This window comes from Microbulbifer sp. ABF4_143, assembly GCF_056160225.1.
The window spans coordinates 89,387-109,766 of the sequence record NZ_JBSWWT010000010.1 but is presented as its reverse complement, the minus strand read 5'-3'; the positions used below and the strand labels follow the sequence as shown (position 1 = coordinate 109,766).

The following is a 20,380-nucleotide window of genomic DNA, read 5'->3' as shown; positions in this document are numbered from 1 at the left end:
TGATTTTATTGAGTTAACCATTCTTGTCGGCGACCTCGTAGTCGAGCAGCTCCTGCATGGCGGCGCCGGAAAACATCCGTCGCTGCCGCTGCACGACGACGGCCCGCCCCTTGCCCTCGTCCAGCTGCAGGGTACTTTCCCAGTACTGCCGGTAATCGCCGTCCGGCCCCAACTGTACCGCAATACGCGCCAGGAAGTACTGGCTGTGGAACACCAGCCCACCGCCATTGGAAATCCCGTACTCCGCCAGCTGGGCGCGGTCGCTGAAGACACCGTCCGACTCCCGGAAGCGCACTATATCGGCAACCCTGGCCTGGGGATCTATCGCCTCCAGCAGCTCCGGGGGGGCAAAGTTGATATTGATCGCGGTACCCGTCTCCGGCAGGGCGCACAGGAAGGGGCTCAGCTTCTGCCAGTCCTCCGCCTCCATGCCCTGCACCGCGGACAGCTCCGAAACGTCGCTGATCAGCGTATCCGGCGTCCGGTGCGCCAGTTCACGGCCCAGGTAGCCGTCGTCCTCTGTGCCCGGGGCCAGCGGCGTGTCGCCCGCGTCTATCCAGTCCTGGATGGCCCCGGCCAGCTCCGCGCGGCCGCTCACATTGCGCACCAGGCGCTCGAAAATCTGCCGCTGCTGCGACTGCGCGGAGCCGCCGCCGGCCAGATTATTCACATTAAAACATGAGTTTAAGTCTTTGATATTAATGCGGATTTTTCCGTTGTCCGGATTGAAGGCGAGGGCCTTCTGGGCCCAGGGCTCCTGCGCCGAATCCGCCGACTCGCGCTGCTCGCGGTCGGCCTCGAAATCCTTCTCCAGCGCCACCCGCGCCCAAGCCTCGGCGCCGGTGACAAATTCCGCCAGCTGCGTGTTCGCCAGCAGCGCGCCGGTGCGCGACACGGCGATGCGGTTGCGGGTGATGGCGTGGGTCACGGCGGCGATGGCGATCACCATGACCAGCAGCACGGTGATCAGCGCGACGCCGCGCTGGCGCGCCAAGGGGCTAGTCACGACCGCCCTCCGGTTGCCGCCCGCCGCTGTCGTCGGCGCCCGGGTCGTCGCGGCCGGCGCCGTCACCGCCGCTGCCGCCGGAGGAGGACCCTCCGCCGGCGCTGGCTGCCACGCGCGGCAGCGGGAAGACGCGGCGCAGCTCGCCACCGCTGCGGGTCTGCAGCACGAACTCCACCGCGCCGGGCAAGCTCCTGTCCACGTCCGCGGCCGAGGTGCGCGAGGTGACCGGCGGCCACTGCGACAACCAGGCGTCGGTATCCGGGTCGTAGTAGCGCAGGTTCAGGCTGTCGACGCCGGCCAGCAGCGGCTCCGCCACCGGCTCCGAATCCGGCGCCCGGTCCAGTACGCGCCAGCGGCTGCGCAGTAACAGCGCGCCGCTGTCTTCGTCGAGGCCGCTGCCCTCCCCGTCCTCGACGAAGCCGAGGCTGTAGCTCAGGCGCTGCAGCTCACCGCGCGGCTCGCCGGTCAGGTTGGCGGCGCCGAGGCGGGTGAACTCCAGTTCGTCCGCATCGCCGCGCAGGGCCGGCTCGTAGCCGTTGTAGGCGTTCTTTACCGGGCGCGCGGTCAACTGGCGCAGGTCGTCGTCGATGCGGTACATGGCCATGGAGAAACGCCGCAGCTCCTCGGCGCGCAACTCCAGGGCCCGGTCGGTATTGTTGAAGGTGTCGAGCAGCGCATAGGAGCCGACGCTGATGATCGACACCAGCATCAGCACCACGAGAATTTCAATCAGGGTAAAACCGGACTGGGAGTGGAACGATGAACGATGAACGATGAACGATGCATGGGCGTCGCTGGCGCGGCATATGCAGAGCCTGTCACTGCCGGCGCTATTGTCCGGGCTGTGGCACTGCCCCCCCGCATTCACTATTCCGCATTTATCATTCATCTGGACACGCCCCCGTCCTCTTTCGCCGCCCAGGCGTCGAGCGTCAGGGTCGGGTACTCCGCATCCGGGTGCGCGACTTCGATGGTGATACGGCGCATGCGTTCCTCGCTGGTGGCCTCCACCCGGGCGGTCACCTGCCACTCGCGTTCGCCGAGAGGCACCCGTTCGGATTTTTCCCCCAGCGGCGGCCAGGGGCTGCGCAGGCGCAGTTCGGCCAGCACCTGCTGCGCCACCCAGTTGGCCGCCAGCCGCTCCTCCATCACGGCCTGCTGGCGCACGCTGTCCTGCATCGTCTTCAGGACGCTGGCGGCGACGACGCCGAAGATCACCAGCGCAACGAGGACTTCGACCAGCGTGAAGCCGCGCTGTTTGAATGATGCCTGGAAGCCGCACTGTGCGGCGACGCCGCCGCGGCGCTCACGCGCCGCTGGAGCCCTGCGCCCGCCCCCGCTGTTCATCACTCCGCATTCATCATTCATCATTTCGCTACCACTCAGCCTGCCACTCCAGCTGCAGGCCGTGCAGACTGCTGTAGGAAATGGTCGCGCCGCGGCTTACATCTCCGTCCTGCAGCAGAAACAGGGCCAGCTCCACCGGCAGTATCTCTCCGCTGGAGAGCGCGACGAACTGCGGCCGCGGCTGTTCCGAGTCCTCCTCGGCGGCGAACTCCGTTTCCTGCATGGACGGCAGCTCGGCCTCGGCGAGTACTTCCAGGCGCATATTGGCGGGCAACTGATGGGCGGCGAAGCGCGCCGCGGCGGATCGGGCCGCGGCGCCGTCGAGGAGCTGCCACTGCAGAGTGGCCGGATCGAAGCGCACGACGCTGTAACCGTCGGATTCCAGCACCACCCCGTAGTGGGACTTGTCGATCAGGGCGCGGTCCGCGACCAGCTGCAGCAGCGCCGCGAGGCGCTGTACCTCGGCGCTCCAGGCGCGCGCGCCGGAGTTGCCCAGCGACAGAACGGCCATACCCGCGAGAGTGGCGATGATAACGATCACCACCAGCACTTCGATCAGGGTAAAGCCGCGGCTGCGGCTGGGCCCGACACGCATCAGGGAAAACCGGCGCCGGGATCAGAGTTCGGCGACGAAGATATCGGCCGCCTCGCCCTCGCCGCCGGGCTTGCCGTCGGCGCCGAGGCTGAAGAGGTCGTAGGGGCCGCTGCTGCCGGGGCTGATGTACTGGTATTCGTTGCCCCAGGGATCCTTGGGCGCCTTCTTCAGGTAGGGTTCGGTCCAGTTCTTCGCCTCCGGAAAGCCGGACGGCTTGCTCACCAGTGCCTGCAGGCCCTGATCCGAGCTCGGGTAGACGAAGTTGTCCATGCGGTACATATCCAGTGCCGTCTCGATCGCACGCAGGTCTACCTGGGCCGCCTTGATGCGCGCCTCACCGGTGCGCCCGAGTACGTTCGGCACCACCAGGGCACCGAGGACACCGAGAATCACGATCACCACCATGATCTCGATCAGCGTAAAGCCGCCGCTCTTTTTCAGGTTTTTCATTGCTCCACCCTCGCAAATCACTTCAACATGGTGCGCCAGGCGCACCCTAAACTACAAGCTGGTTCATGCTCATAATCGGCATCATGATCGCCATCACGATAAACAGCACAATGCCCGCCATCAGCAGCAGCATGGCCGGCTCGAAAAGGCTGACAAAGGCGGTCACCGCCCCCTGCAGATCCTGCTCCTGGGATTCGGCCGCGCGGCCTAGCATCTCGTCCAGGGTTCCGGAGGACTCGCCGCTGGCGATCATATAGATCATCATCGGGGGAAAATATTCCACATCCTCCAGAGCCTTGCGCAGGCTTCCCCCCTCGCGCACCGCTTTTTGCGCCGTCAACAGCCGCTCTTTGAGGAATTCGTTGCTCATCACGCCGCTCGCGATACCCATCGCCTGCACCAGCGGCACGCTGCTGCCGGTCAGGATGGCCAGTGTACCCACATAGCGGGCGCTCTGGCTGCCGCGCACCAGCCAGCCGATCATCGGCAGCTCCAGCAGCCGGCGGTGGAAGCGGTAGCGCACCGCCGGGCGGCGCAGCATAAAGACGGCCGCGAACACCAGCGCCGCCAGCGCCGGCGGCACCAGCCAGCCCCAGGCCGAGATAAAGTCGGACAGCGCCACCAGGATCCGCGTCGGCAGCGGCAGCACCTGGCCCGTGCCGGTGAACACCTCGATCACGTCCGGCACCACGTAGACCATCAGGCCGGTGACCACCAGGATGCAGATAAATACCAGCACCATCGGGTAGATCAGCGCCAACTGCACCTTCTGGCGGAATTTCTGCTGGTTCTCGGTGTAGTCGCCGAGGCGCTCCAGCACCGCGTCCAGGTGCCCCGAGTGCTCGCCGGCCTCGACGGTGGCGCGGTACAGCTTGGGAAAGGCGCGCGGAAAGCTGCCCAGGGCCTGGGCGAAACTGTGCCCCTCCAGCACCTTGCCGCGCACCGCCAGCACGATGCGGCGGATCTTCTGGTTGCGGGTCTGGTTGGCGATGGCGCCGAGGGTTTCCTCGAGCGGAATGCCGGCGCGCAGCAGCGTGGCTATCTGGCGGGTCAGCAGGGCCAGGTGTTTGATACTGAGGCCCGGGCTGCCGGCGAACAGACCGGCGCCGCCGGCGGAAGCGGTCTCGGTGGCCGGCGCCACCTCCAGCGGCACCATGCCCTTGGCGCGCAACTGCTGGCGCGCGGCGCGGGCGCTGTCGGCCTCCAGAGTGCCGCGGCTCTTGCGGCCGGAGTCTGTGAGGGCTGTGTATTCGAAGGCCGCCACGTCAGGACTCCTGCGTCACGCGCAGCACTTCTTCCAGTGAAGTGATACCGGCCAGCACCTTGGCCACACCGTCGTCGCGGATACTCGGCGCCACCTTGCGCGCCTCGGCCACAAGCTTGCTCTCGGAGGCGCGGTCGTGGATCAGCTGGCGCATGGTCTCGTTGACCGGCACCAGCTCGTAGATACCCACGCGGCCCACATAGCCGCTGTGGCTGCAGTGTTCGCAGCCATTGGGACGGTAGATGGTCACCTCGCCGTCGACCCCGAGCAGACGCCGCTCGGCGTCGTCGGCCCGGTGCGGCTGCTTGCACTCGGGGCAGAGCACACGCACCAGGCGCTGGGCCAGCACGCCGATCAGACTCGACGACAGCAGGAAGGGCTCGATCCCCATATCCACCAGGCGCGTCACCGCGCCCAGGGCGGTATTGGTGTGCAGAGTGGACAGCACCAGGTGGCCGGTCAGACTCGCCTGGATCGCGATCTGCATCGTCTCCAGGTCGCGGATCTCGCCCACCATCACCACGTCCGGGTCCTGACGCAGTATCGCGCGCAGGCCGCGGGCAAAGGTCATATCCGCCTTGATATTGACCTGGGTCTGGCCGACGCCTTCCAGGTTGTATTCCACCGGATCCTCGACGGTGAGGATGTTCTTCTCGCGGTTGTTGATCGAGGCGAGGCCGGCGTACAGGGTCGTGGTCTTGCCTGAGCCGGTGGGGCCTGTGACCAGCAGTATGCCGTGGGGGCGGGCCAGCAGGTCGGTCATCACCTTCAGGTCGCGCTCCGACATGCCCAGCTTGGTCAGGTCCATCTTGCCCGCCTGCTTGTCCAGCAGGCGCATTACCACCCGCTCGCCGGCGGAGGACGGCATGGTGGAGACGCGCACGTCCACCTCGCGCCCGGCCATCAGCAGGGAGATGCGGCCGTCCTGGGGAATGCGCTTTTCGGCGATATCCAGCTTGGCCATAACCTTGATGCGGGAGACCAGCAGCGGCGCCAGCGCGCGGCGCGGCTGCAGCACTTCGCGCAGTACCCCGTCGACGCGGAAGCGCACCACCAGGCGCTTTTCGAAGGTCTCGATATGGATGTCCGAGGCGCCCTGCTTCAGGGACTCGGCGAAGATGGCGTTGATCAGCTTGACGATCGGAGCGTCGTCTTCCTGCTCCAGCAGGTCCTCGGTCTCCGGCAGCGAGTCGACGATGGCGGCCAGGTCCAGCTCTTCGCCGAGGCCCTCGACCTCCGACAGGTTGCCGCCCTCGCGGTTCTCATACTGCCGCTGCAGCGCCGCCTGGAAGGCCTCCTCCTCCACCGCTTCTATATCCACCGCGCAGCCGCTGAGGCGCTGGACCTCGGCCAGTACGGTCGGGTCCAGCGGCGCGACATACTGGCAGCAGGGTCGGCCGTCCAGGTCGACCAGCAGCACCCGGTGTCTCTTGGCAAAGGCGTAGGGCAGTCGCCGGATCATCGGGCTTGTCTCTACCGCGTCGAACGTCATTTGGTTACTTCTGCCTCCAGCACCTCGACCGGCGCGCCCTCGGGCACATCGCCGCCCTCGTCATAGCTGCCGGTGGGCGGCAGCAGGTCCGGCAGCACGTCGCCGCGGTGCCAGTCCCAGATCAGGCTGGTTCTGTCTTTCAGGTAGATCTGTTTCTCCTGCAGGTCCAGGTAGCGCCTGCGGGTCTCCTCGTAGCCGGCCACCTGGGTGCTGAGGATCTTCGGGCGCAGGAAGACCATCAGGTTGGTCTTGTCCACGTCCTTGCTGGTGTTGCGGAACAGGCGGCCGATGCCGGGAATATCGCCGAGCAGCGGCACCTTGGAAACCGTCTCGGTGACCTTGTCCTCGATCAGCCCGCCGAGCACCAGTATCGCGCCGTCGTCGATCAGGACCTTGGTGCGGATCTCGCGCTTGCTGGTGATGATATCCGAGGCCCCCGTGGCCGCCTCGGCGGTACGCGGCAGCACGTTTTCGACCTTCTGTTCGATTTCCAGCGTGACCGAATTGTTGTTGTTCACCCGCGGCGTGACCCTCAGCGTGGTGCCCACGTCCTCCCGCTGTATGGTCGTGAAGGGATCGTTGTTGCTGCCGGAAAGCAGCTGCTCGCCGGTGATAAAGGGCACATTCTGGCCGACGAGGATTTCGGCCTCCTCGTTGTCCAGCGCCATGATGGTCGGCGTGGAGAGGATATTGGCGTTGTTCTCGGAGGCCACCGCGTTGATCGCGGCGCGGATATCGGTGCCGCTCAGGTAACCCAGGTGCAGCGCGCCGCGGCCGGTCAGACTGGTCAGCGGCAGCGAGAAGGGATTCAGGGTGTCGACGATATTGCCGTCCTCGTCGATGGTCTCGGTGGCCGGCAGGTTGTCCCAGCCGGCGACCACCTCCTCGTTGGCGCCGGCGATCCAGCTGATGCCCAGGTCGCTGCCCGCACCCTCGGTCACCTCGACGATAATCGCCTCGATCAGCACCTGGGCGCGACGCACGTCCAGCTTGGCGATCACGCCCTTCATGGTCTCCAGCAGCGACGGCGGCGCGGTCAGCACCAGCGAGTTCAGCGCCTCGTTGACCTGGATGCTGACCTCGACATCCGCGGCCTGCTGGTCTTTCTCGGTCTTCTGGATACTGCCGCTCATGCCCTCGAGGATCGGCTTCAGATCCGCGGCGTTGGCGTACTGCACATAGACCACCGCGGTGTTGCCCTCGCCGTCGAGCGGCTGGTCCAGGCGGCGGATCACATTCTTCAGCTGCTGGCGGGTGACCGGATCGCCGGTCAGCAGCACGCTGTTGGAGCGCTCGTCCACCGCGATGCGCAGCGGCTGTACCTCGCTGCCGGGCGCGCCGCCCTTGCCGCCGGACTGCAGCAGCTCGCTCAGCACCTGCTTCACCTCCTTGGCGGACGCGAACTGCAGCGGCACCAGCTCAATCTCTATCGCGCCGGCGCGGTCCAGCTGCTTGATCAGGCGCACTATCTGGTCGATGTTCGCGGCGCGGTCGGCGATGATCAGGGTGTTGGTGTCCGCGTAGGCGGCCAGGTGGCCCGTCTGCGGGATCAGCGGGCGCAGCATCGCGATCAGCTGTGCGGCGGAGATGTTCTCGACCCGCACGGTGCGCACCACCAGGGATTCCGCCGGCGCCCGGGTCGCGTCGTCGGCGACGGGAATGGCCTGCTGCTTGGCCAGGGCATCCGGCACCACCTTCCAGGTACCGCCCTGCTCCACCAGGCTGAAGCCGTTGACCTGCAGCACCGACATGAATACGTCGAAGGCCTCCTCGTGGGTCATCGGGTCGCCGGCGACCACGGTGACCTTGCCCTTCACATTCGGGTGCACAATGATGTTCTTGCCGGTGAAATCCGCAGCCCAGTTGATCAGATCCCGGATATCGGCATTATCGAGAGACAGGGTGACCCTCTCCGGGGCCTGAGCCAGTACTGCGGTAGAAAGCAACAATCCCAGCCCGGCGGCAAGCAGCCGCCGATAAAACATCCTTCTCATTATTTGTCTGGCTCTTTTGATTCTTGGATAGATAAAGTGGTCTTGGCAAAAACAAACAATCAGTTGCGGCGCTCGGCACGGCGCTCCCGGGCCAGATTGCGCAATTCCTCCAGCCGCTCGCGGATCGACTGCTGCTTCTCCGAGCGACGGGCATTGCCGGCCGCACTGATCTCCGCCGCCTGGCGGGCGTAATTACTGTATTGGCGCAGCGGCACGCTCGGGCGCCCGTCCTCGTCCGGATAGGTCAGCTTCTCCATTCTACCGTTGCGGCGCAGGACAATATGGTCCACCTCTACCGAATACAGTTCGGCACCGCCGGGCAGAGTGTCGCCGACGTAGAGGCGCTGCGCCGGTTTGCCCTTCTCCGCCACCAGAGCACTGGCCTTTTCCTTTACGCTGTTGTCGAGCACGCCGGACAATACTAGGTTGAGCTGCGTGATCGGAATATTCGCCAGGTCGACCTCTGGCTCTTTGGCTGGTTTGACCGCGGCGCGGCCGAAGAAGGGGGTGCTCGGCAGGGAGGCACTGCGCTGCGCGCGCACCGCGGTGCCGCTGCGCTCGGCCAGCAGGGAGTCCTCGGGCTCGGCGGGCATCAGCAGAGAACCGTAGGCCACTAGGTTCACGAGTAGCCAGCCGGCGACAACGGCGATGGAGGCCACGGCGCTGCGCGACAGCGGCTTGCGCGCCTCGCGCCGCGCGAATCTGGCACCGATAGACCCTACGGCCCGCTTGACTGGGGACATGTACCACCCTGCAAATCAGTTCAACGATTGACTGAATTTATTGATTATTGACGCCTATTCTCTTTCGTCACCCCCGGAAAGGCAATGTTCCCCGAATGGCGCGCGCCACCTCGGATAGGCCGCGCCACCGCCGACAGGCCCCGGGGCGACGGATCCGGCGACAAAAGAAAGGGCGGCACAATGCCGCCCTTTCCACGCTGGTCAGTATATTAACCAAAGTTTACAACTTTGTTTCAAGCTCCGGGATGGCATCGAACAGATCTGCCACCAGGCCGTAGTCGGCGACCGAGAAGATCGGCGCCTCCTCGTCCTTGTTGATGGCCACGATCACCTTGGAGTCCTTCATACCCGCCAGGTGCTGGATGGCACCGGAGATACCGACCGCGATATACAGGTCCGGCGCGACTATCTTGCCGGTCTGGCCCACCTGCATGTCGTTGGGCACGAAGCCGGCGTCCACCGCGGCCCGGGAGGCACCGACGGCGGCGCCCAGCTTGTCCGCCAGCTTGTACAGCATCTCGAAGTTCTCGCCGTTCTGCATGCCGCGGCCACCGGAGATCACCACCCGCGCGGAAGTCAGCTCCGGGCGGTCGGATTTGGCCAGCTCTTCGCCGACAAAGGAGGAGACACCGGCGTCCTCGACGATATCCACAGTTTCCACCGCGGCGCTGCCGCCCTCAGCGGGCACGGCGTCGAAGGCGGTGGTGCGCACGGTGATCACCTTGATCGCGTCGGAGCTCTGCACCGTCGCAATGACGTTGCCGGCGTAGATCGGGCGCTTGAAGGTGTCCGCACTCTCCACCGCGATGATGTCGGAGATGGGCTGCACGTCCAGCAGCGCCGCCGCGCGCGGCAGCATGTTCTTGCCGGTGGTAGTGGCGGGAGCCAGGATATGGCTGTAGTCCTTGCCCAGATCGGCGACCAGCTTGGCCACATTCTCCGCCAGCTGGTGCTCGTAGGCGGCGTTGTCCGCCACCAGTACCTTGGCCACGCCGTCGATCTTGGCCGCGGCCTCTGCCGCGGCGCCGCAGCCGGCGCCGGCTACCAGAAGGTGGATATCGCCACCGATGGCCTTGGCCGCGGCGATGGTATTGAGCGTGGCGCCCTTGATCTCGGCGTTGTCGTGTTCCGCAATAACCAGAATGCTCATCAGATTACCTTCGCCTCGTTTTTCAGTTTTTCTACCAGTTCATCCACGCTCGCCACCTTGACGCCGGCCTGGCGCTCGGCCGGCGGTTCGACCTTCAAGGTCTTGGTGCGCGGGGTGATATCCACGCCCAGCTCATCGGGGGTGGTGGTGTCGAGCGGCTTCTTCTTGGCCTTCATGATGTTCGGCAGGGAGGCGTAGCGCGGCTCGTTCAGGCGCAGGTCTGTGGTCACTATGGCCGGCAGCTTCAGCTCCACGGTCTGCAGGCCGCCGTCGATTTCGCGGGTCACCTTGACAGACTCACCCTCTACCACAACCTCGGAGGCGAAGGTGCCCTGGGGCATGCCGGTCAGTGCACCCAGCATCTGGCCGGTCTGGTTGTTGTCGCCGTCGATAGACTGCTTGCCGAGAATCACCAGTTGCGGCGCTTCCTTCTCGACGAGCGCCTTCAGGCACTTGGCCACCGCCAGCGGCTGCAGTTCGGCGTCGGTCTCGACCAGGATGCCCCGGTCGGCGCCCAGCGCCAGCGCGGTGCGGATCTGCTCCTGGCACTGCTTGGGGCCCATGGAAACGGCGACTATCTCGCTGACAACGCCTTTCTCCTTCAAGCGTACCGCCTCTTCCACGGCAATTTCGCAGAAGGGGTTGATAGACATTTTTACGTTGGCGGTATCTACGTCAGAACCGTCCGCCTTCGGGCGAACCTTGACGTTGAAGTCCACAACGCGTTTCACAGCTACAAGAACTTTCATGGAAATCCCGTCTTAAATAAGCGTTTTGGGAGCCGCGACTGACAGGTCACAATCGCGAACGAACTGGGTCTTCTGGTCAAACAACTGTTTGAACGGCGTGTATGGTGGCCCTTCTATACTGCAAAATCAATAGCCTAATAGACGAGCCCACCGCCATTCAGCAAATCTATTTCTGGGCATAAAGACCGGCAATTCCGGCTACCTAAGCCGTTGAAATTCGGCATTTTTGCCACAGCAAGTGAAAAGTCCTGCAATTGGTAGGGTTGATTAAAGGCCTATATAATCCGCTGCCATTACGCTCGGGAGTCGGTAAAAATAACCGCAACTCGATGCGAAGTCCCGATAGCGGGACCGCCCGTATACCCGAATAGCGCATTTCGGGTCTCACAAAAGCAGAATAACCGGATCAACCAGCTGAGGAGAGCGCCGTGGAACGCGAATCAATGGAATACGATGTAGTGATCGTGGGTGCCGGCCCCGCCGGCCTGGCGGCGGCCTGCCGTATTCGCCAGCTCAATGAAGATATCTCCGTGTGCGTGGTGGAGAAAGGCTCTGAAGTCGGCGCCCATATCCTCTCCGGCGCGGTATTCGAACCCACAGCCCTGAACGAGCTCTTCCCGGACTGGAAAGACCGCGGCGCGCCCCTCAATACCGAGGTCAAGGGCGACGATATCTACGTGATGCGCAGCGCCGACAAGGCCATCCGCGTGCCAAACCTCTTCGTGCCCAGCACCATGCACAACGCCGGCAACTACATCATCAGCCTCGGCAACCTGTGCCGCTGGCTGGCGGAGCAGGCCGAGAACCTGGGCGTGGAGATATTTCCCGGCTTCGCCGCCGCCGAAGTGCTCTACAACGAAGACGGCTCCGTCAAGGGCATCGCCACCGGCGATATGGGCGTGGCCGCCGACGGCTCCCACAAGGACTCCTATATGCCCGGCATGGAGCTGCACGCCAAGTACACTCTCTTCGCCGAGGGCTGCCGCGGCCACCTGGGCAAACAGCTGATCGAGCGCTTCAAGCTCGACGAGGGTGCGGATCCACAGCACTACGGCATCGGCATCAAGGAAATCTGGAAGGTCAGCGACGACAAGCACCAACAGGGCCTGGTGGTCCACACCGCCGGCTGGCCCCTGGACGAGAGCGGCTCCCACGGCGGCGGCTTCCTCTATCACCTGGAGGACAACCAGGTGGTCGTGGGCCTGATCACCGATCTGGCCTACAGCAACCCCCACGTGAGCCCGTTCGACGAGTTCCAGCGCTATAAGCACCATCCGGTCATCAAGCAGTACCTGGAGGGCGGCCAGCGCGTGGCCTACGGCGCCCGCGCCATCACCAAGGGCGGCCTGCAGTCCCAGCCGAAGATGACCTTCCCCGGCGGCCTGCTGATCGGCGACAACGCCGGCACCCTGAACTTCGCCAAGATCAAGGGCAACCACACCGCGATGAAATCCGGCATGATCGCCGCCGAGAGCGTGGTCGAGGCCCTGCAGGCGGAACGCGCCAACGACGAACTGACCGAGTATAGCGCCAAGTACCGCGACAGCTGGGCCTGGAAGGAACTGTACAAGCAGCGCAACTTCGGCCCGGCCCAGCACAAGTGGGGCAATATCCTCGGTTCGGCCTACGCGTTTATCGATATCAATATCTTCCAGGGCAAACTCCCCTGGACCCTGCGCGACCGCAAGGCCGACCACGCCCAGCTGAAGCCGGCGGCGGACTGCAAGAAGATCGACTACCCGAAGCCCGACGGCGTGCTCAGCTTCGACAAGCTGTCCTCGGTGTTTATCTCCAACACCAACCACGAGGAGGATCAGCCCTGTCACCTGACCCTGAAGGACGACGAGATACCGCTGAACCACAACCTGCCCATCTACGACGAGCCGGCCCAGCGCTACTGCCCCGCCGGCGTCTACGAGGTTGTGGAGGATGCCAGCGGGCTGCGCTTCCAGATCAACGCGCAGAACTGCGTGCACTGCAAGACCTGCGATATCAAGGACCCGACCCAAAACATCGTCTGGGTGGCGCCGGAAGGCGGCGGCGGTCCCAACTACCCGAATATGTAACTGCACTTCGAGGCGCCCGCGGGCGCCTCAGTTTGTTGGCAAACCCCGCCCTGTTTTCTAAGCAGGTCCAGTGGCGGCAAAGCACTAGGACCAGCATTTCGAAAACGCATCAATACGTCCCTGTAGCTCCGTCGGGTACGTCCTGTACCCGACGGTTTCGAAATGCTGGTCCTAGCACTTTGCCTGCGATTCCGACTGCGGGACTTTGTCAGCAACCTGAGGCGCCCTCCGGGCGCCTTTTTTGTATCTGCAACCGAGCCCAGCCACCTGCCGCGGTTTTGGCCGCCAGCGACCTCCCAGACTAAGCTTTCTCCGGTCAGCACAACGAAAGACCGGCCATGAAATCCGCCCTACTCTGTATCGACCTGCAATACCTGGATGCCGCGCGTGACTGCGGCGTCTTTGCCGACCCCGGCTACAGCGCCTTCGGCAAGGCGGCACAGGACTACTACTTCACGCGCCTGGAAGATCGGGTATTGCCCAACGTACAGAAACTGCAGGCGCTGTTTCGCGACAAGGGAATGGAGGTGATCCATACCCGGGTCATGTCCCAGACCGGCGACGGCCGCGACCGCACCTACTGGCACAAGAAGCTCGACCTGCACTGCCCGCCGGGCTCCAGGGAGGCGGAGTTTATCGAGTCCGTCGCGCCCCGGGATGACGACCTGGTCGTCAACAAGACCGCGGCTGGCCCCTTCGGCAACAGCAATATCCACGCCCTGCTCTGCCGCCTGGGTATTGCACAGCTCTACTGCTGCGGCGTTTTTACCGACGTCGCGGTGGAATCCACCATCCGCGCAGCCGCAGACTTCGGCTACGCCCCGGTGCTGATCGAGGATGCCACCGCCTCGGGCAGCGATGCGCTGCAGGCGGAGTGCGTCAGCCGGCTAGAGGGCCGCTACTGTGAAGTCGTGCAAACGGCAGAGCTGCTGGAGGATCTCGAGCAGCATATACGCTCGGTCAGGAAGGAGAGCGGCTACTGGTAGCCTGCCCACTGAACCCAAATAAAAAAACCGGGCGCCGGTACCCGCAACCCGGTTTCATAAGATTCCAAACCGCGCCGTTTAGAATTTGTATTGAGCGCTCAGCGCGAAAGACTGTCCCGGCTTCTCTTCGAACACGATGACACCGCTACGCTCGATTTCTACTGCCTCGTCCAGCAGGTTCTGTATCTTGGCCTTTACCGTAATCTCCTGAGTCGGATACCAGGAATAGGTCAGATCCAGAGAGTGGAACGGCTGCTCGAAGGCATCCGGGGCACCGTTGCGGCCGGCCAGATACAGGCGCTCGCCGAAGACGTTGTAGCCCAGAGTGGCTGCGTGGTTGCCGTCAGGCGAATCAAATCCGATCAACATATTCACCACATACTCCGAAGCGCCGGTCAATTCGCGCACAGGATTGGTCGGCGCATCCGCCTCTACCCCGGCGACCAGCTCCGAGTCCTGCAGCGTCAAGTTTCCCTGAACAAAGAGACTATCCATGGTTTCGCCGAGGAAACCGAGGGATTTCAAGCCCTCCAGCTCGATACCGGTGATCTCTCCGGACTCCGCATTGATGATCTCGCGCGCCACGTTGGTATCACTGGAAGCCAGCTCAAAGAACTCGATCGGATCAACTATGTCCTTGTAGTAAACGGAAACGGTCAGGTTATCGCCATTGTCGAAGAACCACTCGGCGCGAACATCGTAGTTGTTGATCTCCGACGGGCGCGCGTTCGGATTACCCTTGATCTGCTCTTCGGTGATCGGATCAATATAGATGGCATCGGTGATTTCGCGCAGATCCGGACGCACAGCCGTTGTACTCGCACCGAAGCGCAACTGGAAGGTCTCCGCCCACAGCGACCCCATATAGGTCAACGACAGAGACGGATAAACCTTGTCTTCCACATAGGTAGAGTTTTCCAGAACTTCCGGATCCATGGATATCTGCGGATCGTCGAGGGTGTATCCATAGGGATTCCAGTCCAACGCCACCTGGTTGTAGTCCTCCCAGCGGGCACCGGCGGAAACACGCCAAGTTTCATTCAACGTCCAGTCGACTTTGCCGAAGGCCGCGTCGGTCAGGGTCGCCGCGATATAACTCTGATTGTCGGCACCGGCACGATCGAATATGTAATTGTTACCCGGATCTGTGATCTGGTCGTCACCAAACACCTGATCGAGAGAGGCGTCCAGGGAGTTTCCATCGGCAACACTCAACGCACCCAGGCGAAATTTGGTTTCCCTGTAGGTGCGACCTTTTTCGGTGCGGGAAAAGCCGCCGCTCAGCTCCAGAGAGGAAGAGGCAAAATCGATCGGCAGAGTCGCCTGCCAGCCGTAATGGATGACCTCGTCTTCTAGTTCGGTAAAGCGGAAACTGGAGCTGCTTGTGCCGATACTCACCTTGGAACTGACGGCTTCACCTTTGGCGTTGGTCGCTATATCGGCGTTGACACTCACTTCATTGGGAATATCGGTGGCGGCGGTGGAATCGGAATAAAACCAGTCCAGCACGAGATCTTCCGGCACCCAGTCCAGCAGACCACCGGGCAGAAGCGCTTTCGTAGCGGGGCCGAAGGCGTGGCGACCCGTCACCTGATGAACCAGCAGATCCCGCTCTTCGTATTTGATATTGTACTCACGGAAACCACGACCATCAGAGATCTGACGGTTCTCATTGAAGTAATCGCGGATAGCCGTCTCGTCGTCGGTATTGCGCAGGTAGAGGCTGGTCGTGGAAACGGCATGCTCCTCTGCGTAGCGCAGCCCCAAGTTCAGATTGCCACTGATATCCACGGAGTAAGTGGACTTATTCTGAGTGTCGGTGCGCTCCTCCGGGAAACCGTAGCTGCGCTTGATACGGTCCTCTTCGCGCCACTTGCTCTTGTAGGAGCCACCCGCCAGGAAACCCAGTTCCCAGTCATTGCCGAAGTAGAAGCGGTTGCCTACGCTGGCTTTGACATCTGAGTCCGGGCTGCTGGAGTCTTCCTCTATGGCGATATCTCGGTTCAGGTTCAGAGCCAGTTCGCGGTTGAGCGCCTGTGCCGCTGCAGTCGCCTCCTGCGCGGAGAGATATTGATTACCCTCGGCGATCAGGGTTTCGCGAATTTCCTCCACACCGAGGCGCCCCTTGAAGCGCTGCAATGCCGCCTCCAACTCCCCTGGCAGCGCACGAGTACCGTCGTCGGTACCGAAAGCGTCGTCGTCACCGCCGGCATAACTCAGAACATCGCCATCAGTTTCAGAATTGAAGCCCGCGCCCAGCTCGATGGAGTAAGTCAGGTCCTCGGGAATACCCTTGGTGCGGATATCCACGTTACCGCCGCCAAAACTGGCAGCCTGATCGGCAGAGTAGGATTTCTGCACGGCCAGGGAGTCCACGACGGAAGTCGGAAAAATATCCAGCGGAATCACGTTGCGGGTCAGGTCCGGTGATGGGACCGTAGCGCCGTTCAGGGTCGTACTGGAGTAGCGCTCACCGAGACCGCGCACATAGACGAACTTGTCGTTGATCAGTGACAGCCCCGATACGCGGCGCAGAGCCGCCGCCACGGTGGAATCGCCGACGCGGCCAATCATTTCCGAACCCAGAATATCGGTAACCACCTCTTCTTCGAGACGCTCGCTCACCAGCATCTCGGCGGAATCGCGCAGGCGGCCCTGCACCATGACCTCTTCTATATTCTGAGGTTTGGAAGCAGCGACACTGTCCATCTCCACTTGCGCTGAGGCGTACGGAGCTATTGATGAGGCCGCGGCAACAGCCAGTACCAGCGGCGCTCTCTGAAACTTATCTTTTTTAACCATTACCCAGGCCTCTTATCGTTCCTGTTTAACACTGCCGTAGAATCAAACGGGGCGCCGACTCCCTTTGAGAAAGTGGCGCCCCAAGGGATCAGGGAGCAAGTCCCCAACCATGCTTACGGTTTATTGTTCAAACCACAGTGCCTGAGCACGGCTGCCTTCATGCAGACCGTAAGTCCAGCCTTGTGTCCAGTCAGTATCACCTTGGCTCAAAGCACCCAGGTAAGCGCGCTCTATCGGCGTGATGTCCACGGCGCTGTCGTTCACCATCATGCTGTCAGTGTTGATCGAGAAGATAGCCGGCGTACCTTCCAGCAACTGCAGGCCAGTGTCGGCATTTGCGGTCGGGTCAACGGCACCGGTCACATCGGCGAACAGGTTGCCAGTTGCTGCCGCCCAGTCCGCAGGACTCTGACCGCCGGGCAGATCGCCCTTGATCTTGTCTTCACAAACAAAAATGTTGGAAGTCAAACCCGCTTCAGAGCCATCTTCCAGAGCGGCCAGGGTCTCGTCGCTCTCAATGCGCAGACAGTAGTTGTTTACCTCGGAAGACTCATCAGCACTGAAAGAAGCCACCACTACGGAGTTTGTGACCATCGGATAGATGCCTTCGCGCAGACGCCAGCCGGCACCCGGATCGTGAGTTCCCCCCGCCTGAGCGGAGACAATGCAGGTCAGACCGTCGATCACCGGGCGGCTGTTGATACCCGCCGAAGTGATATCCGCATTTCTCGCCTCACCCGCTTTATACGAGCCGATACCGTCCGCCTCGATACAGTGGTTGCCGTCGGCTTCGGCTTGAATCACCAGAGCGTTGGTAATGGAGCCACTCCAGCCTTCGTCAATATCGATGGCATCATCACGGACATACAGAGCCACGTAGTTTTCGAAGCTCACCGCACCGCCAAACATCTCGATACCGTCGTCGTATGTGGAGTAAACTTGCAGATTCTTGACAGTAGTACCGCTACCGACACCACCGAAGGAGATACCATTCAGTTCGTCGCCATTGGCGACTTGTGCGCCAGTGTGCTTGACGCGAACATATTCCAGCTTACCGGAACTGTCGGCGTTGTTGGCGCCGCCGTAGTTGGATTGATCTACGCCCGCAGCGCCTTCGGCCAGAACATGGCACTCGCCATCCAGTGCCAGATCTTCGCCTTCGACGGAGCCGGTATACTTACACTTGTTGGTTACACCGAATCCATTGATTACCATACCGCCCCATTGCTGCACGTCATCGAAGGCGACAGTGCCATCAACGTCGGATTTGGAGGTGAAAGTGATCGGTGCGTCGGCCGTGCCCTCGGCGAAGATCTGGGAGCCGCGGTTAATCACCATAAACTGGGTACTGCTGGGAAAAGCGATGGTTGCGCCCGCTTCGATAGTCAGGCGAACGCCGTCGCCACCTTTGGCAATACCGGCAGCGGCCAGTTCTGCGTCGCTGTCATAGTTCCTACCCACGAACAGGCTGCCCTTGAAAATATGGGCGCCGCCGTTTTCCAGTGCGGGAATGCTCAGGTTTACCGTCAGCGGGTTGTCGGCGTCTACAAAGCTGGACTCATAGGTACAATGTGTGCCATCGAAAGACCCCTGAATGGTCTGTCCGGCGTCTTCGTAGAAGGCACAGGGGTTGTCGACAACGCCCCCGTTATTGTCACCGCCATTGTCAATGGAGTTGTCGACAGTAGTCGGCTCGATATCGATACCACCACTGTCGCAGCCGGTCAGCAGAGCGGCGATTGCGGCTGCCAGCAGCAGCTTGTTGTTTACGCGCTTCATAGTTCCCCCTAACGGAAGTTTGCAAAAAATGGGCGGCTAAAAATCTGTTTTTGTGTTTCAGCTGTGCGCCCTGAACTTAAAAACGGATCTCCAGGCTGCCCTGAAACCGTGTTTTTATTCGCCTTGGCGATTCGGACGCGGGGGAGTGTAGGAAGGGAGTGTTGCGGAATTGTTACTTGAGTAAAGCTTTCCGAAAAATTTTGAAATATTTTTTCAGAAAAGAGCACCTATTACATTTTTATTGCTAACAGGTTTCAGAGGTTCCCTAGGCGAGGTGCGCAGAAAAACTACAGATGGAGAGAAGTGCGCCGGAAAGGGAAATGTAGCGGGATCAATAATCGCCGAGCAGGAAGCGCTCGCCGTCGCTCTTGAGCCAGAGCTGCCCCCCGCCCTGCCCGGCCCTATCCTCGGCCCAGTCCACCAGCTGATAGAAGACATCCCGGGAAACCCGCGCCTCGAGCCCATTGCGCACTTCCATATAGGGCACCGGCTGGGGCGGATCGCCGAAGGGTTTCAGCCGCCAGACGCGGCCTCGGTCCAGCGGCACTATGTCGCCGGTGTTGGTGGTAAAGAGCAACCGCTCCCTGTCGCCGTCGGAGCCCCTGGCCACCTGGGTCGCGATAAAAGGCACATCCTCGACACGGATACGCAGCTTCTCTACCGGGGTGACCAGGAAGTACTCATCCCCTTCGCGCTTGAGGATGCTGGCAAACAGCTTTACCAGGGGCTGGCGCCCTATCTCGGTACCCTCGTGGATCCAGCGTCCGTCGCGGCGAATGACCAGGTCCATATCGCCGCAGAAGTCCGGATTCCACTGCTGCACCGGCGGATGGCCGCGGAACTCCCGCTGCAGCCGCCGCAGTTGCTCGAATAGTGCCTCAGCCACAGGGGAAGCCCTCAGCCAAAGGACGGACCCGCAGCCTCGCCGCCCGGGCGGCTCTCCTCCTGGGAGCGGCGGCCGGAGATATCGCCGATATGCACGCCCACGTCCATGATGAACTCCATCAACCCCTCGCGATCCTCGATCACGTCGGCGAAGGACTTGGAGTGGTAGAGCTCCACCGCCCCCTGCACCAGGGCCCAGTAGGTGGAGTAGTAGTAGTAGGCCGGCACCTTCTTCAGCACGCCCTGCTCCATACGCCGCTCGAACACCCGGTTCAGGGCCGAGGCGTTGGAGTTGCGGATGGCGTGCAGCTCCTCGATCATCTCCGGGGCCAGGTTCAGGGCGATGATCTTCTCCTCCAGGCGCTGGAAGAGGCGGTCCTTGGACGGGTCGGCCATGCGCGACTCGAAGTAGGCCCGCGCCGGTGCGGTGATATCGCCCTGCTCGGCGGCCGCCAGCGCCGTCTTCAGGCGTTCGGTCAGGGACTTCTCGTAGTCCATCAGCAGGCGCATATAGATCTCGGTCTTCGAGATGAAATGCTTGTAGATGGTGCCCTTGCCGATATCCACCCGCTCGGCGATCTGCTCCACGGTGACCTTCTCCTCACCGTATTCCAGCAGCAGTTCCAGCGCGGCGTCGAGTATGCGCTGCTCGCGGGCGCGAAAGCGCTGAACCTTCTCTTTTGCCTTGTCCATACTTCGACCTTACTTGTCTGTAAATTGGCTGAACAGCTGTAAAGACCCGCCGCGCGTGCGCCTGGCGGCGGCCGGCGCGACCAGACTCCGCTTTCTGCGCTCCGGCAACCGCCAGCGGCCGCCCGCTAGCGGCGATTCTTACAGACGCCCAGGCGACTGAAATTGACTATCCATTCATGAATGATAGGCAATTCATACGGCTTGGGAAAGCTGTCAGAGAAAGTTGTTCCAATTTGCGCCATATGCCCGCCCCGCTCTCCCGCCTCGGCCAAGCCGTGGCAACAGCCGTCACTCCCCATCGACTTCGCCCGGAGAGGAGGCGATGGCAACGGGGACCCGCATGTGAACGACGAGACCTGGGCCACCGCACCCGGCTACG

Annotated in this window: 17 protein-coding genes; 2 read left to right on the top strand and 15 right to left on the bottom strand. The window is 62.4% G+C overall.

The window, feature by feature from the left end; genetic code table 11:
- Window positions 1–13: 13 nt before the first annotated feature.
- From gspK to ACXAF3_RS09885, 11 genes are all read right to left on the bottom strand, one after another.
- A complete protein-coding gene (gene gspK / locus ACXAF3_RS09935) occupies window positions 14–1,006 on the bottom strand; it encodes a type II secretion system minor pseudopilin GspK (RefSeq protein ID WP_475112139.1) in 993 nt (330 codons plus the stop codon).
- Window positions 999–1,895 carry a type II secretion system minor pseudopilin GspJ gene (gspJ, locus tag ACXAF3_RS09930; protein WP_475112138.1) on the bottom strand — a complete coding sequence of 299 codons (897 nt, stop codon included), beginning with the start codon at window positions 1,893–1,895 and terminating at the stop codon, window positions 999–1,001. The genes gspK and gspJ overlap by 8 nt, the downstream gene beginning before the upstream one ends.
- Complete coding sequence (gspI, locus tag ACXAF3_RS09925; RefSeq protein ID WP_475112137.1) at window positions 1,892–2,377, bottom strand: type II secretion system minor pseudopilin GspI; 486 nt, start codon at window positions 2,375–2,377, stop codon at window positions 1,892–1,894. The genes gspJ and gspI overlap by 4 nt, the downstream gene beginning before the upstream one ends.
- A gap of 4 nt (window positions 2,378–2,381) precedes the next feature.
- Window positions 2,382–2,948: a type II secretion system minor pseudopilin GspH gene (gspH, locus tag ACXAF3_RS09920; RefSeq protein WP_475112136.1), complete on the bottom strand. Its 567-nt coding sequence runs from the start codon at window positions 2,946–2,948 to the stop codon at window positions 2,382–2,384.
- Window positions 2,949–2,969: 21 nt separating this feature from the next.
- Window positions 2,970–3,398: a type II secretion system major pseudopilin GspG gene (gene gspG, locus ACXAF3_RS09915; protein ID WP_475112135.1), complete on the bottom strand. Its 429-nt coding sequence runs from the start codon at window positions 3,396–3,398 to the stop codon at window positions 2,970–2,972.
- A 46-nt stretch (window positions 3,399–3,444) separates the two neighbouring features.
- A complete protein-coding gene (gspF, locus tag ACXAF3_RS09910; protein ID WP_475112134.1) occupies window positions 3,445–4,662 on the bottom strand; it encodes a type II secretion system inner membrane protein GspF in 1,218 nt (405 codons plus the stop codon).
- A gap of 1 nt (window position 4,663) precedes the next feature.
- Entirely contained in the window at window positions 4,664–6,154 is a 1,491-nt protein-coding gene (gene gspE / locus ACXAF3_RS09905; protein ID WP_475112133.1) for a type II secretion system ATPase GspE, read from the bottom strand.
- Window positions 6,151–8,148 carry a type II secretion system secretin GspD gene (gspD, locus tag ACXAF3_RS09900; protein ID WP_475112132.1) on the bottom strand — a complete coding sequence of 666 codons (1,998 nt, stop codon included), beginning with the start codon at window positions 8,146–8,148 and terminating at the stop codon, window positions 6,151–6,153. Before gspD ends, gspE begins: the two co-directional genes overlap by 4 nt.
- A 59-nt stretch (window positions 8,149–8,207) precedes the next feature.
- A complete protein-coding gene (locus ACXAF3_RS09895) occupies window positions 8,208–8,891 on the bottom strand; it encodes a type II secretion system protein N (RefSeq protein ID WP_475112131.1) in 684 nt (227 codons plus the stop codon).
- A gap of 220 nt (window positions 8,892–9,111) precedes the next feature.
- The gene (locus tag ACXAF3_RS09890) at window positions 9,112–10,041 is read right to left on the bottom strand and encodes an electron transfer flavoprotein subunit alpha/FixB family protein (protein WP_475112130.1); all 930 of its coding nucleotides are present in this window, start codon (window positions 10,039–10,041) and stop codon (window positions 9,112–9,114) included.
- The gene (locus ACXAF3_RS09885) at window positions 10,041–10,790 is read right to left on the bottom strand and encodes an electron transfer flavoprotein subunit beta/FixA family protein (protein ID WP_475112129.1); all 750 of its coding nucleotides are present in this window, start codon (window positions 10,788–10,790) and stop codon (window positions 10,041–10,043) included. Before ACXAF3_RS09885 ends, ACXAF3_RS09890 begins: the two co-directional genes overlap by 1 nt.
- 443 nt (window positions 10,791–11,233) lie before the next feature.
- On the opposite strand from ACXAF3_RS09885, the gene ACXAF3_RS09880 reads away from it, so the two are divergent.
- Complete coding sequence (locus ACXAF3_RS09880; protein ID WP_475112192.1) at window positions 11,234–12,856, top strand: electron transfer flavoprotein-ubiquinone oxidoreductase; 1,623 nt, start codon at window positions 11,234–11,236, stop codon at window positions 12,854–12,856.
- A 338-nt stretch (window positions 12,857–13,194) separates the two neighbouring features.
- Window positions 13,195–13,842, top strand: coding sequence for a cysteine hydrolase family protein (locus ACXAF3_RS09875; protein ID WP_475112128.1), 648 nt, complete (start codon window positions 13,195–13,197; stop codon window positions 13,840–13,842).
- 78 nt (window positions 13,843–13,920) lie between these two features.
- Here ACXAF3_RS09875 and ACXAF3_RS09870 read toward each other — a convergent pair whose 3' ends face one another.
- From ACXAF3_RS09870 to ACXAF3_RS09855, 4 genes are all read right to left on the bottom strand, one after another.
- Entirely contained in the window at window positions 13,921–16,551 is a 2,631-nt protein-coding gene (locus ACXAF3_RS09870) for a TonB-dependent receptor domain-containing protein (RefSeq protein ID WP_475112127.1), read from the bottom strand.
- 213 nt (window positions 16,552–16,764) lie between these two features.
- Entirely contained in the window at window positions 16,765–18,423 is a 1,659-nt protein-coding gene (locus tag ACXAF3_RS09865; RefSeq protein WP_475112126.1) for a serine/threonine protein kinase, read from the bottom strand.
- A gap of 331 nt (window positions 18,424–18,754) precedes the next feature.
- The gene (locus ACXAF3_RS09860; RefSeq protein ID WP_475112125.1) at window positions 18,755–19,309 is read right to left on the bottom strand and encodes a DUF1285 domain-containing protein; all 555 of its coding nucleotides are present in this window, start codon (window positions 19,307–19,309) and stop codon (window positions 18,755–18,757) included.
- 11 nt (window positions 19,310–19,320) lie between these two features.
- Complete coding sequence (locus ACXAF3_RS09855) at window positions 19,321–20,001, bottom strand: TetR/AcrR family transcriptional regulator (RefSeq protein ID WP_475112124.1); 681 nt, start codon at window positions 19,999–20,001, stop codon at window positions 19,321–19,323.
- Window positions 20,002–20,380: the final 379 nt, after the last annotated feature.